The sequence below is a fragment of the Dyadobacter chenwenxiniae genome (assembly GCF_022869785.1).
Lineage (GTDB): Bacteria > Bacteroidota > Bacteroidia > Cytophagales > Spirosomataceae > Dyadobacter > Dyadobacter chenwenxiniae.
The window spans coordinates 1914698-1928314 of sequence record NZ_CP094997.1; the positions used below are offsets into that span (position 1 = coordinate 1914698).

Annotated in this window: 12 protein-coding genes; 2 read left to right on the forward strand and 10 right to left on the reverse strand. The window is 47.9% G+C overall.

Annotated features, from left to right (window positions below; translation table 11 throughout):
• Window positions 1-58: 58 nt before the first annotated feature.
• The 3 genes from MUK70_RS07895 to MUK70_RS07905 all read right to left on the reverse strand — a co-directional run bounded on the left by MUK70_RS07895 (window position 59) and on the right by MUK70_RS07905 (window position 5893).
• Entirely contained in the window at window positions 59-748 is a 690-nt protein-coding gene (locus tag MUK70_RS07895; RefSeq protein ID WP_234655985.1) for a DUF3823 domain-containing protein, read from the reverse strand.
• A gap of 97 nt (window positions 749-845) precedes the next feature.
• Complete coding sequence (locus MUK70_RS07900) at window positions 846-2741, reverse strand: RagB/SusD family nutrient uptake outer membrane protein (RefSeq protein WP_234655984.1); 1896 nt, start codon at window positions 2739-2741, stop codon at window positions 846-848.
• An 11-nt stretch (window positions 2742-2752) separates the two neighbouring features.
• On the reverse strand, window positions 2753-5893 hold the full coding sequence (locus MUK70_RS07905; RefSeq protein WP_234655983.1) for a SusC/RagA family TonB-linked outer membrane protein: 3141 nt from the start codon (window positions 5891-5893) through the stop codon (window positions 2753-2755).
• 271 nt (window positions 5894-6164) lie between these two features.
• Here MUK70_RS07905 and MUK70_RS07910 point away from each other — a divergent pair, with 271 nt between their 5' ends.
• Window positions 6165-6986, forward strand: a complete 822-nt coding sequence (locus MUK70_RS07910) for an AraC family transcriptional regulator (protein WP_234655982.1) — start codon at window positions 6165-6167, stop codon at window positions 6984-6986.
• 61 nt (window positions 6987-7047) lie between these two features.
• Window positions 7048-7992, forward strand: coding sequence for a nitrilase family protein (locus MUK70_RS07915; RefSeq protein WP_234655981.1), 945 nt, complete (start codon window positions 7048-7050; stop codon window positions 7990-7992).
• A gap of 28 nt (window positions 7993-8020) precedes the next feature.
• Here MUK70_RS07915 and MUK70_RS07920 read toward each other — a convergent pair whose 3' ends face one another.
• From MUK70_RS07920 to MUK70_RS07950, 7 genes are all read right to left on the reverse strand, one after another.
• A complete protein-coding gene (locus tag MUK70_RS07920; protein WP_234655980.1) occupies window positions 8021-8686 on the reverse strand; it encodes an START domain-containing protein in 666 nt (221 codons plus the stop codon).
• A gap of 69 nt (window positions 8687-8755) precedes the next feature.
• Window positions 8756-9466 (reverse strand): hypothetical protein, encoded by a 711-nt coding sequence (locus MUK70_RS07925; protein ID WP_234608786.1) that lies wholly within the window; start codon window positions 9464-9466, stop codon window positions 8756-8758.
• Entirely contained in the window at window positions 9463-9867 is a 405-nt protein-coding gene (locus MUK70_RS07930) for a hypothetical protein (protein ID WP_234655979.1), read from the reverse strand. Before MUK70_RS07930 ends, MUK70_RS07925 begins: the two co-directional genes overlap by 4 nt.
• A gap of 22 nt (window positions 9868-9889) precedes the next feature.
• Entirely contained in the window at window positions 9890-11125 is a 1236-nt protein-coding gene (locus MUK70_RS07935) for a C39 family peptidase (RefSeq protein ID WP_234655978.1), read from the reverse strand.
• Window positions 11126-11139: 14 nt separating this feature from the next.
• A complete protein-coding gene (locus tag MUK70_RS07940; RefSeq protein WP_234608783.1) occupies window positions 11140-11775 on the reverse strand; it encodes a response regulator in 636 nt (211 codons plus the stop codon).
• Window positions 11776-11881: 106 nt separating this feature from the next.
• Window positions 11882-12934 carry a sensor histidine kinase gene (locus tag MUK70_RS07945; RefSeq protein WP_234655977.1) on the reverse strand — a complete coding sequence of 351 codons (1053 nt, stop codon included), beginning with the start codon at window positions 12932-12934 and terminating at the stop codon, window positions 11882-11884.
• Between the two features lie 102 nt (window positions 12935-13036).
• Entirely contained in the window at window positions 13037-13450 is a 414-nt protein-coding gene (locus MUK70_RS07950) for a VOC family protein (protein ID WP_234655976.1), read from the reverse strand.
• Window positions 13451-13617 lie beyond the last annotated feature (167 nt).

Here is a 13617-nt window from a genome sequence, read left to right on the forward strand (position 1 = left end):
TCCCCTATATCCTTTGCTCCGGGTTAAAACCCGGAGCAAAGGATATCATTTAATACAATCACAAGGCAATTCGCACGGCTTTAGCGTAATTGAATTTGGATTCCGGGGCATCGATGATCGCGCCGATGCGGAAGAAATACGAGCTGCCTGTTTTCAAATTGTTGCTATTTGACGGAATGTCAATTTCGAGCTTATAAATCTTATTGGGATCCATCGCCCCATTGATCTCCGTTTCAGACAGAACCGTCCGCATCGGCTCCCCAACCGAAGGCTCAGGATGTGCATAAAGGCCTATTTTCCGTACATTATTGATCACAGTCTGCTGGATTTTGAACGTCGCGACTACTTTTGAGCCGGATTTCTCGATCTTGGCATCTTTTACCCGAATGTAAGGCTGCACTTTAAAATCCAGCTTGGTTTCACCCGCTACTGTCACGTCCTGCGGTTCTGCGGGAACGAAATTTCCCCGCACTGGCGTAATCGTGTATTGATTAGCAAAAATGAGATTGTTGCGGTAAGTGCCATCGTTTTTCACAATCATGACCTGCTTCGTCTGAGAAGCGTAGCCATGCTCGATAAACTCAATCGTGCTTCCCCGGATAATGTCCTGTTCCACAGGTTCATTGGTTTCTATGTCCAGGAAAGTTCCGTAAAGCTGCGCGTCCGGCGCAGGATAATTATCTATTTTACAAGCTGCTGCCGAGAACATTAACCCCAGCGCCCAAGTGTATATTTTTATCGTTTTCATAGTCATTTGTTGAATTGAGAAAAGAAGTTGTTGGCAATCGGCAGTCAGCAATCGCAACCGACAGCCGATTGCCGATTGCCGAAAGCCGAAAGCCGTCCTAATATTGCGGATTTTGAACCAATCCGTTCGAGCCGACGCCGGGAATATAACGGTAATACTGCTTGTAGTCGAACGTTGCCGGATTCAGGCGCGCAATGTTCTGACGGATGAAAATGTATTTAGCAGGCGTCACACGCAGATCGAGCACCGGAATTAGAGCATGGCGCACGCGGTTGTTAAAGAGCGTGTGGTATTCACGCCTTCTTACTAGGTCCCAGAAGCGCTTGTTTTCAAAAGCGAGCTCCACCCTTCTTTCCCTGATTACATTATCGATCGTCAAAGGAATGTCTTTGGTATGCCCCGCGCGGCGGCGAATGCCATTCAGCGCCTGCGCTCCTTTTGCCACTGTTCCTGTGCCGCTTTCAACGATTGCCTCTGCGTAGTTGAGCAGGATTTCGGCATAACGGAAGTCAGCCCAGTCGGAAACGGTCTGGTTCCAGCCCGGCGCGACGTTCACGCCCTCGCTCAGGAATTTCTTGAAACTTACACCCGTCCTGGTGTTGTTTCCGCCCCAGGTGTCGAAACCGGAATATTGCGTGCGATCCGCAGCCCCGTAAGGATAAATCGTTGTGTTACCCACTTTAACCGGTTCACCACCAAACAGTTGTGCATTGCCATCCGGCTTTACAAACCCAGCCTGAATGATGATTTTCTGTCCCTTCCAGGCCGTTCCGGGCAAGATCGCCGTCGCCCACAGGCGTGCATCTTTATCCTTATAGATCCCCGCCGGATCGTCGAAGCGTTTATAATTTTTTGCCGGGTCGAAACCATTATAATCGTTCACATCATTACCCGCAACCGTTGTCGTCACAGGCGCATTTTGACCTGGATTTGCATAGGTTTCATAAGCGTCGATCAAGTCCAGTGTCGGGTTCATACGGCCCGGGTGCGGCCATCCGTTGGCCGTTTGGTTAGGCTGATACCAAATCCCGTAATTATGTCCGGTGCCTGCGCCAGGCCGTGCAAAACCTTTGATAAAAATGGCTTCCGTCGGGGCAATGTTGGGATCTTCAAACAACTTGCGGTAATTTTCAGCCGCTTCCTCCGGGCTAGCCGGCGTGGGTTTGTAAAGCGCGAATTTTCCGGAATTTATAATGGCTTCAGAAGATTCAATGGCTGCTTTGTAATAGTCCGCAGCAGCAGATTTTTCTATTCCAACCAGCTTCTGGTCCACCGCAGTGCCGGAAATAGGCGCTCTTGAACCATACTTCGCCAAAGATGCAGCATGGAGGGCAGCCCTCGATTTGAGCGCATATGCCACCCATTTGGTAGCGCGTCTTTCCCCGCCGGGCCATGCATCCGCCAGGTTGGCAATCGCGATATCACATTCCTTCAAAACAAAATCCCAGGTTTCTTTCTCCGTGCTGCGCGGCACTTTCAGCGCTTCCACATCGCCTTCATATTTCTGAACAGCCGTGATCAGAGGAACGCCCCCATATCTTTTCACCAATGCAAAATAGGCATAAGCCCGAATGAAGGCACTTTCACCTACCAGCGCTTTCGTTTCGTCCTCACTCACATCCAGTGTTGGAATAATGTCAATGAGGATATTGGTATCCCGGATCAGCTTGTAACCCTGGTCCCACCATTGAAAATCGTCATTCCCGATAAAATCACCGAATTCCGTGTGCACCGCTTCGTCGGTGATCATGGCCGGGGCAAACCCGCCATTGTTCGGGTCACCCGTGTTCCAGTTGAAACCTTGTCTGAAAAACGTAAAATCCTCAATAGGCAACTGGTAATACAGGTTTGCCATGTACAACTTAACCCCCTCCGGATTAGAAAAAAGATTCTCTCCCTGTAACTTGTCCAATGGCTGCTTATCAAGCACATTGTCGCAGCTAACGGCGGTTAACAGCACAAAGAGCATTAATATATGTCTGGTCAATTTCATTTTCTGAACTGTTAGAATGTAACATTAATACCAAAGTTGTAGCTTCTAGTTACCGGATAGGTAAGCCCTGCGCCAAACAAACCTTCGATTTTTTCGGGGTCAAAAGGCTTTACGAACGGATCGGCCCAGGTAAAAATGTTGTGCGCATTTCCGTAGATGCGAACATCGTCGATCCCGATCTTTTTCAGCCAGGCGAGGTTAAAGGTGTAGCCAAGCTGCGCGCTTTTAAACCGCAGATAAGAGGCGTCTTTCCGCCAGGCCGAGCTTTCCGCATACATCGCACCTACATTGTAATTGAAGCGGGAAGCAGGCCATTTGCCGGGAACCCATTCATTATCACCATCCAGATGCCATCTGTCGTAGAAATATGCCGGTGTGTTGCCGCGGAAGGCAAAAACTTCCGCATACACTTCCCGAAAACGTACGCTGTATTTGCCCGATCCCTGGAACAGCGCTGTGAAATCGAAACCTTTCCACGAAGCATTTAATGTCACGCCATAATACATTTTGGGATCACCGCCGAAGAACAAAGGCAATGCATCATTACCATCAATCATGCCGTTTCCATCCACATCTTTGTATTTAAAATCGCCGGGAAGCTCACGTGTGTTTCCCAAATCCCCGTTCTGAATAGGCGCGTAAATCACCTCATCCTTATTCTGGAACTGTCCTTCTAACTGGTATGCCCATACGACGTCGTTCCAGCGGTTGGTTGTCCCGGTTTTCCATTTGTCCATGCTATTCAGAAAATCCCCTCTTTCCACGTAGCGGTTCATGGTGCGCGCGAAGTTAAAGTTGCCCGAAATGCCATATTTGAAATCACGAACCTGACCATTGTAAGCTGCCGAGAATTCAATGCCTTGCACACGGTCGCTATTCAGGTTTTCATCCGGCAATGTTCCGCCGAAAGTATTGGGTAGTGATACATTCCGCCTGGCCAGCAAGCCTTTGCGGTCACGCTGATAGACGTCAAAAGTCAGGTCTACCCGGTTGTCCCAAAGCCCGATGTCGATGCCGACATCCTTGATTTTGGATTTAAACCACGTCAGTTTTTCGTTTACAATGGCGGGAGAAGCTGCTCCGGTCGTGTAATTGCCATTGGTAAACTCATATCCGCCGCCGCCAGTAAGCGAGAAGCCAGGCACATACTGGAATGGCGCGCCTGCATCCGCGCCTACCAAGCCGTAAGAACCTCTTAGTTTCAGATTGGAGATCAACGGAATGTTGTCCATAAACCGCTCTTCGGAAATCCGCCAGCCAGCAGAAACCACCGGGAACAAGCCCCAGCGACGATCCGGGTGGTAACGGTAGGAGCCGTCGTAACGGGCGGCCACTTCGAGCAGATATTTTTCCTTGAAATCGTAATTCAGCCTTCCCACAAAGGATTGACTCGCATATTCGCTCTCAGAACCGCTGGTAGTCTGGTTATTAAGCCCGGCCTGATCAATCTGGTCATTGGTGTAAAACGCATATTCCCTGCCTAGGCCGGCCCAGCGGTTTTTGGATTCCTGCTGTTCGTAAACCAATGTCGCACCGACATTGTGATTTTTGGCGATCACCGTATTATACAGCAACTGGCCCTGGAAGGTGACGCGGTTATTGTCGGAAAAGTTATTGCCGATGCGAGACGGATTACGTTGCAAATGCGCTGTGTATTTGTCCGTTGCTGCCTCGTAAGTGTAAAGGTTATAGCTTTTTGAGACAGATTTATTGCGATAGTTATTGCTGTCGTACGCCACCAGGCCTTTTACTTTCAACCCCGGAACGAAAGGAACCGAGTAAGTCAGGGCAAAAGTGGATTGGAAAAACTTGTTTGCTTCTTCATTATACCCTGTCAGGTCGCCGTCCGCCAGCGCAACAGGATTATAGCCTCCGCTGAGCAGGGAAGGATATTTTGGGTTATCATTGGCATAAGGACGCTCCGTTGCCAATGCGATCCTGGTGCCTTTGTAGATATTGAAAAAATTGTCTCCCGGCTGGTCTCTCTTGTCAAAAAGCCCGGAAAGAATCAGGTCCGCTTTCAGGTTTTTGGTTAACTCAATGCCAACATTAGCCCTGAATGTGTACTTTTTGTAACCCATATCCTTGCTTTTCAGCAAGCCGTTTTCATTTTGAAAGCCAAAACTGGTAAAATACGTCACGGCTCCCTCCCCACCCGATGCGGATAGAAAATGCTGCTGCTGGGAAGCCGATTTGTTCAAAACCGTTTTATACCAATCCGTTCCCTCATAACCAGGCGCTCCTGTTCTGAATTTTTCGATTTCCTCGGCTGTATAAACAGGATTTTCGCCCAGATTTTTGGCCGCATCATTGCGCATTTCGGCCCATTGCAGGGCGGATGTCATCTGCGGGACGTCCGTAGGGCTTTGCCGTCCGTAAACCGCATTGTAACTGAACTTAGGCTTTCCTTTGCTGCCTTTTTTGGTCGTCACGATCACCACGCCATTCCCAGCTCTGATCCCGAAAATCGCAGCCGAAGCATCCTTCAACACGGAAATGCTTTCAATATCGTCCGGATTGATCTTCTGGAATTCATAACCGCCGTCACGTGCCACACCGTCGACCACATAAAGCGGCTCACCGAATCCGCGGATGTTAATGCTCGTACTGAACGAACCCGGCTCTCCCGAGTTCTGGCGGATCTGCACGCCAGCCACTTTTCCCTGAAGGCTTTGTGCCAGGCTCGTGTGCGTGGTGGTTTTAATGTCTTCCGAAATAATGTTGGATATCGCGCCGGTGAGCGTTTGTTTCCGCTGCGTTCCGTATCCTACCACCACCACCTCCTGCAAATCGTCGGTGCTGGGTTCGAGTTTGATGGCAAAGTCGGTTTGGTTGCCGACTGTAATTTCCTGGCGTTTATAACCCAGAAAACTGATAATAAGGATCGAGCCGGATCGCGGTACACGCATTGAAAACTTGCCGTTTGCATCCGTTGTAGTTCCTTTTGCTGAGCCTTGTAACACGATGCTTGCACCCGGGATGGCATCGTTCTTCTCATCCTTGATCTCTCCCGAGATTGTCGTTTCGTTAGCCGACTGCGCGATGGCCGAACGCGCCGTCAGCAGCATGACGGCTAGCGCGAGGGAAAAATGCAGCAGGTATTTCTGGAAGTTTCGTAATCCTTCCGGTTTTAATAAAAGTCGATTTTCCATAGAGTTCTTTTAAATGTCGGTGACAGCAATGTGAAGCTTCAGTGATATCCTGGTTGGCCAAACCATGCATCAAAGTAATGTGGGGCTCATTAAGAAAAGATTAATAAAACATTAACCAAACCTTACCAGAGGGTATTTTTATCTAATTTTTAAATAAAATAATCCAATAAAGGGAAATCTGCACTGAGGCGCGCATTCAGAAACAGGACATGATATACTGAATATTCACAGCTGGAATCACTATTTTGCATAACCATTTCGAGCGACAGCCATGCAATTATATCCGTCACCAGCGCTGGTTCCGTACATTCTGCATTATCTCATTCTTGAAGATCATGCGGCTCAGCCGTCCCGCCACCGCTTCTTTCCGGATGGGCACCCCGGTATGGCGTTTCATTTCGGAGATGCGTTTTTGCAACAAGACCTGCATTGCAAAACCCCAATCCGGCATCCCGAAAGCTTCATTTACGGGCAAGTTAACCATCATTTCGACCTGATTTCAGGTGCCAGAATAGGGATGCTCATTGTCGTGTTCAAGTCGTTCGGACTGTCCGCATTGATGAACATGCCAGCAAAATTGCTTGCGAATCAAACACTCGCATTATCCGAGGTTTTCCCCCGGTCGGCCGATCAGCTGACCGATCAGGTTTTAGCCGCCCCCACGCACCAGGCGCGCATTCATTGTATCGAAGCATTTCTATTAAACCAATTGGCAAATCACCGACAGGACAACAAACTGATCACAGCCTGCACGCAGATGATCCACAATGCCGTGTCGCCGATTCCCGTGCGGCTGCTTGCTGAAAACCTGGCCGTCACTGAGCGGAGTTTGGAACGTGCGTTCGATCTGCATATCGGGATTTCCCCAAAATTATACAGCCGTATCGCGCGTTTACAGCGCTATCTCAAACTCAGGAAAGCCAGTCCGGATATGACGTTAACGGCCTTGTGCTATGAAGCCGGTTATTATGATCAGGCGCACTTCATAAAGGATTTTAGCGATCTTACGGGCATTACACCTACTCAATACGACCAAGGCACGAATCGGCTGGCGATTAATCTTATGCAGATCAATGTTCCCGGTTCGATTTGATTTGTCGGAATTTTACAATGCCGGCTTTTCCGCTACGCATAGCTTTGCAATAAAAAAACCCATGGAAAATCTCAAAGTAGCCACTGCGCAGTTTGAAAACAGCAGCGGTGACAAGGCCTATAACCTCGAAACAATCGACAAGCTTGCGGGCAAAGCGGCAGCTGACGGCGCACAGGTCATTGCATTTCATGAATGTTCGGTTACGGGATATACATTTGCCAGGAAGCTGGATCGCGATCAGCTTACCGAACTTGCGGAATTCATTCCCGACGGGCCAAGCATTCAAAGACTTATTGAAATCGCGGCCAAACACAACATTGCCGTCCTGGCTGGCCTTTTCGAGAAAGATGAGGCCGGAAATCTTTTCAAAGCTTATGTTTGTGTTGACAAAAACGGCTTGATCGCCAAATTCAGAAAGCTGCATCCATTCATTAACGGCAACCTGACACCCGGCGATGAATATGTCGTATTTGATCTTTATGGCTGGAAATGCGGGATTTTGATTTGTTATGATAACAACATTGTCGAGAATGTACGGGCAACCACCTTGCTCGGTGCAGACATTATTTTCATGCCGCATGTGACCATGATGACGCCTTCCACACGGCCGGGCGCAGGCTTTGCAGATCCTGTTTTGTGGGAAAAAAGACACGAAGACCCAACATCGTTACGACTGGAATTTGACGGACTGAAAGGCCGTGCGTGGCTGATGAAATGGCTGCCGGCGCGTGCATATGACAATGCGATTTATGCCATTTTTTCAAATCCCATCGGCATGGATGACGACCAGCTGAAAAACGGCTGCTCTATGATCCTGGACCCATTTGGCGACATTATCGCAGAATGTCGAAAACTCGATAATGACATTGCCGTTGCCACGTTAACCCCGGAAAAACTCACTCAGGCAGGCGGCCACCGCTACAAAATGGCACGCCGGCCAGAACTTTACGCCGGCATCATTGGTGCGGAACATGCTTCCAGCCAGAAAGTGGTGTGGCTAACCTGAGTATCACGCGAAAATGCAGCAGCCGGATTTAGTTAACAATAAATCCGGCTGCTGTATTCCGGTATTTACCTGCTTCCAATTCAAGCTTCATCTTACGAAAACTGTGCAATGGTCCCTGCGCTGAAAATGTGTTGACAACCCAGGCAGGAATGTCGCCGCCGGGATCGACCTGCAACGTGTATACGATGCTGATTTTTTCCGCGGAAAGCGGTTTAATAGTCCAGTAACCTTCCGAGTGGCTGATTCGGACGATGCCTTCTTTTTGTGCGACGAAACCCGGAACGGCTGGCGCATCCACCGTTACTACTTTGGTGACTTTATCCTGACTGACACGGATATGTGCTACAAAGTCACGATTTGAAAGCGGCCACGGCATGCTTACTTCGGAATAGTAATATAATTCGGAGGGAGAAACTTTTTTAAGTAAATCGCAGGACTTGGTATGAAAAACCCACTCCTCGGCTGCTTTCACGTCCAGCAGCATGGCTACCAACGCTCCGGCACTTGCCTTTACTTCGCACTCAACGCGTAAGGCATTGATCCTGGAACCCGGAGCGCTTTTCGAAAGCACCTTAATGCCCTGCGATTCAGTCACAAGCTTCCAGTCGCGCTGTGCAAAAGCATTTGAAATAACCAACGAAAACAAGAGATAAAGACTAAAATACCGGCGCATGCGAGCAACAAAAACATTCATTTCTTCTTTTGGAACGCGGCAAGGCCGTTTTTAATTCGGTATTCCCAAAAGACATTTCCGGGAATTGTTTCAGGACGGCTTGAACAGCCGCACGCCGTAAGCAATCAGCAGCAAGCCAAAAATCTCGATCGCCATACGGCCCATGCTGATCTGGTAAAACAGCGAGGGCAGATCATTGTACAACCTATCCGAAAAAAACAGGATCAGGATGGAGAATGTATTCATACAGAAAAAACCCCAGACGATCAAATTAAGCGCATCCGTGCTGAGTGAATTGCCTATTTTATTGATGAAATGCTGTTTGAAAAATAAAACCGAAACCACGATCAGATACAAGGCAAGACAGAACGACCCTACTTTTTGCGCATCTTTATAACCTTCTGCAAAAAGCGTATTTAGGATTTCCAGAACAAAAAGACACACCGAAATAATGCGTATCAGCCTTCCTGTCTGCCCGTGCACAATGCGGCCGAAAAAGAGTCCCAGGAACCAGAGTTCGTTTAAGTAATAAATCGGCGAAATGAAAAATGTATCGTCAATTTCAAATCGGGTAAGGTAAGGCACAAAAAAGTCAGGAAATGTATTGACCAACCCGATAAATGACGATTCAAAAATTGCGATCAGCAGCGCGAATATTGCATACCAAAACAAGGGTTTCAATACAAAATGATCGGGCACGCCTCTGTAACGCAGCAAAAAAACGCCCACTATGGCACCTCTTGCTGCTAAAAGCACATATCCGACCTTGATTACCAATTGACCAAACTCTGATTCCGTCATGTGGGGATCCGCACTTTTACGCCTTCACCTGCGTCGCCGCCCTCCTGCCCGCAAGGCGTATCACTGCCCGCGATGATGAGCGAGCGGTTGGGGTTGGTGTATATGTAAATGTTTAAAACGATGAAAGCGCCTCTCAGCATCTGATCCTCCAGAACTGGGCGCTCGACGACAAATCCGTTGCCGATATCTTGTTTTTTGAAATATTTAAAAATCCGGATATCAGGTTTTCCATTGGCGCGGTTGATGATGCGGATCAAAATTCCATCTGCACGCTTTCCTGAATTCATGATACGGAATATGCTTGCCTTTGTCCGGCACTTTTGCGTAAAACCCTCCGGTAACGGCACACGGTTGATGGCAACTTCCTCGAAATCGGACTTGTTAATGATAAAGTTTGGCATGACAGGATGGTTTGAATTTCAGTTATTTAGTCTTGCTTTCATATTCAATGTATTTTGGGAATGCTTTGAGGATGATGTTTTGCAGCTCTTCAAAAGTGTAAGGCTCTTTGTAATGCACACCAATGGTTGGCAGGTTAGAAAGCGAAACATAACAATTTTCTTCGCCCTGCCTGAAAACCATGAATGTGAGATCGCCGGGTTGCAAATGCAGCAGCGTGTAATTGGGTTCGAAATGGTTAACGTGTCTTCCAGTTCCATGTCCGCCAAATTTCAGTTTGACGCTGGCCACATTCTCGTCGGTAAAATAGCTTTCACGAATACCCACAAATTCAAACACTGCGGCCGATTTGTCCGTCGCCGGCTTTTCGGAGATCATGATTTCGAGGCTCTCTTTTTTCCCCGCCAACACTTTAAGGAGTTTCAATTCCTCTGCCTGTCCATTATTCAGGAAGGCAGTAAGCGTTTGGTAATGCGAAGTGATTACTGCCTCACGGACTTTCAGGTCCTCCAACCGAACCCTGAAAATAGATTCATCCAGAAAAAAACCCATCACCATATTTCGGATGTCTTCAATGCCGCCCGTGTTTTGCATATCGGAGGGCTCTAAACCTGCGTCGTCCAACGGCATCATAGCCTGCAAAGTCACGGCCAGTTTCAAGAAATTAGTTGTTACCGACACCAGAGCCGGTTCTTGTTCATTTCTGTTATACAGGCTATTATAGTCAAGATAGGCAATTTTTCCAGGCCCCGTCGTGCAAATGTCGGTTCTTTGCTGGCTTGCGAACGGATCTACGACACGGATCAGCTTCACACCTTCACTAATCTGGCAGTGGGTTACCACCACAGCATGGTTTCCATTCACAATGCCTGGATATTTCATACCCAGGACTACGGGTTTTCCAGCATCCGTATAGCGTCTAAGCGATGCAAAACTGGGAATGTTTGCCTGAAAACGCTGTTTTGCATTAATACCAAAGACTTTTTTCAGAATTTCCTGGTAGTATTTTTTCTCGGGTCGCAGGGACGGGTAACCATCCCCTATTTCACAAAAAGAAGTCAGCATAGCAAGGTTCGCATCTAAGGAGCCTTCAATCGTGTAATATTCTTTCAGGATACGGCGCTGTAAAGGCATTTCAGATCCCGGAATGTGGTCGAAATCGCTCTGCCCATGGATGAACCGCGCGACCATTTCGATGCAGGCTGCCCAGCAAATAGTGGAATGCACCTGCCGGATGTTAGGAAAGTTGGAAACGCTCATTTTGGTTTTAGGGGTTATACCAGGCGCCATTCCAAAGCTTTCACAACGGCTTCGGGCGCGGAGTTGACATGAAGCTTTTCATAAATGTGGTTCACGTGTGTGGCAACGGTGCTAAACGAAATATTGCAGGCATCCGCAATCATTTTATAACTCATTCCTTTGACCATGTGGCGCAAAACCTGCTGTTCACGCTGGGTAAGCTCCACAAATGTAAGCTCGCTCTTAACAAACTGGTGCTGAAACATTTCCAGTACACGGCGCGCGATGGAAGGCGACAGATGTGAGCCGCCGGCATTCACTTCGCGGATCGCTTTGACATACACTTCCGGATTAGGGTTTTTGATGATGTAACCCGATGCGCCGGAGCATATCGCCTGGAATATTTTATCGTCGTCCTCAAAAACCGTCTGAATCAGCACCTTCACATCAGGCGCATTTTTCCGGATCTCGGTCATGGCATCGATGCCCGATCTCTGGGGCATTTGAATGTCCATGAGCACCACGTCCGGCTTGTGCTTTTTTACGATCGGCCACGCTTCCTTAGCGTTCGGGTAGGCGTCGATGAACCATATGCCGTCGGTTGCCGAAAGATACATGGCGAGACTTTCCCGCAGGTTTTTATTATCCTCAAAAAGTAAGACGCGTATCATGCAATTGACCTGTTTCAGGTGATAAGTTGAACACTTGCTGATGACAAATTTCGCAGCTTATTTCAGGATAAAATATCAACAATTATATGGATATTTTACCTTCACATTACAATGCAATGTGCGTTTCAAGACGTGTGCCTTTCCCTTTTTCAGATTCTATAAAAAACTGAATACCAGATTCTTTTGCCCGATCTTTAAAATTGGAAAGACCATTCCCAGTGCTTTCGGCGGCCATATCAAAACCCTTTCCATTATCTTCAATCCCCACGTGGACCGTGTCTTTGGAGCGGGACACGTGCACCCAAACCATGCTGGCCTCGGCATGTTTGACGATATTATTGATCGCTTCTTTGAAGATCAGATAAACGCTTTTACGCTGCTCCATCGTGAAACTGACCTGCCCCAGATCTGTCTCAACCTTGAAGTCAAAACCGATATCCTGGCTCGACAGCACGCCCGATGCAAATGACTCCATACGGTCGAAAAGCTTGTAAATGTTATCGTTTTTAGGATTAATGGTCCAAACAGTATCCTGCATCAGCGCGACGGATTCCTTGGAATTGGCAATGATCTTTTCCAGAACAGGCAGCATTTCCGGCGGCGCTTTTTTTCTCAAAACCTCTACAAAAATGGCAATGCTGTTCAGGTTTGAGCCCACTTCATCATGGAGATCGGCGGCAATTTTGTTTCTTACGTGCTGCATACGCAGCTTTTGGCGGAAATCGTAAAGGAGGAATAAATAAATGCTGACGCCGATGAGCACCAGAATGTAGAAGACGATGGACGGGATAAACCACCATTGGTTCCAGAATCCCTGCTCCTTTTTTATGTAGATCACAGATTGAAAAAGCGCTTCCCTGCCGGCCAGTGCTTTGATATCATAAACATAATCTCCCGCATCCAGCGCAGTATAGCGTGAAACCGGATAACTGGATTCAACATACTCATTATCAACACCCTGCAACTGATAATGATAAGTGACGGCATTCGCGCGGACACTTTGAAATTCAATGATCAGATCGTGATCGCCAGCTTTGAGACGAATGGTGTCGCCGGTAAGCTGATGTGGTTTGCCATTGACTAAAACCTTGCTTATCTGCAATTGCGCGAGACAACAATGTGAGGAAATGACCAACAGAAATGGCAGGGCAAGACGCATGACAACAGGCAATGTTTCAGGTTTGCAGAGAGCCTGCCAAATTACAAGATTAGGCGCTGGTAAACAAGCCTTTGCAGAAGCATAACAGTTTGCTGATATAGGTTAATGCACATTGTAGTTAAACATCCAGATGATATCAAACTGATCCTGAACTACGCCGAAAAGATCTTCATCCAGCTGATCGTTTAATGCATAAATGACCCTTCCTTCGGCAGCGAGTTTGGTAAAACACCGGATAACTTCCTGCTGATCGTCGAACAACAGCGCGATAGAAATGTCACTGGAATGAACGAAGTCTTGCGAACCCATGAAATCGGTTGCCATGATCGTAAACTCGCGGCTCGTTAGCATGGCATGCATGACCTGATCGTGCATGCCATCCTGAAATTCAATGGCAAACGGGGTGTCGCCAATTGTTTCGACCGTAAGATTTCCACCAAAACATTCTTTATAGAACTGCATGGCCTGCTTGCAGTTGCCATTGAATGTCAGATAAGGTGAAATGCGCGTTGCCATCTTTACGTAGGATCGGAATTGAACAAAAATAAGCCGGTGCCAGGGTTCATAACAGGGATAATACGACAAATTGGGGGGCACTTTGCGACACTGCCCTGTTAAGCGCTGACGCTTCCCCCCCTTTCCCTTTACGTTTCGCCCGGGCCATTTTACACTTCGACGGGATC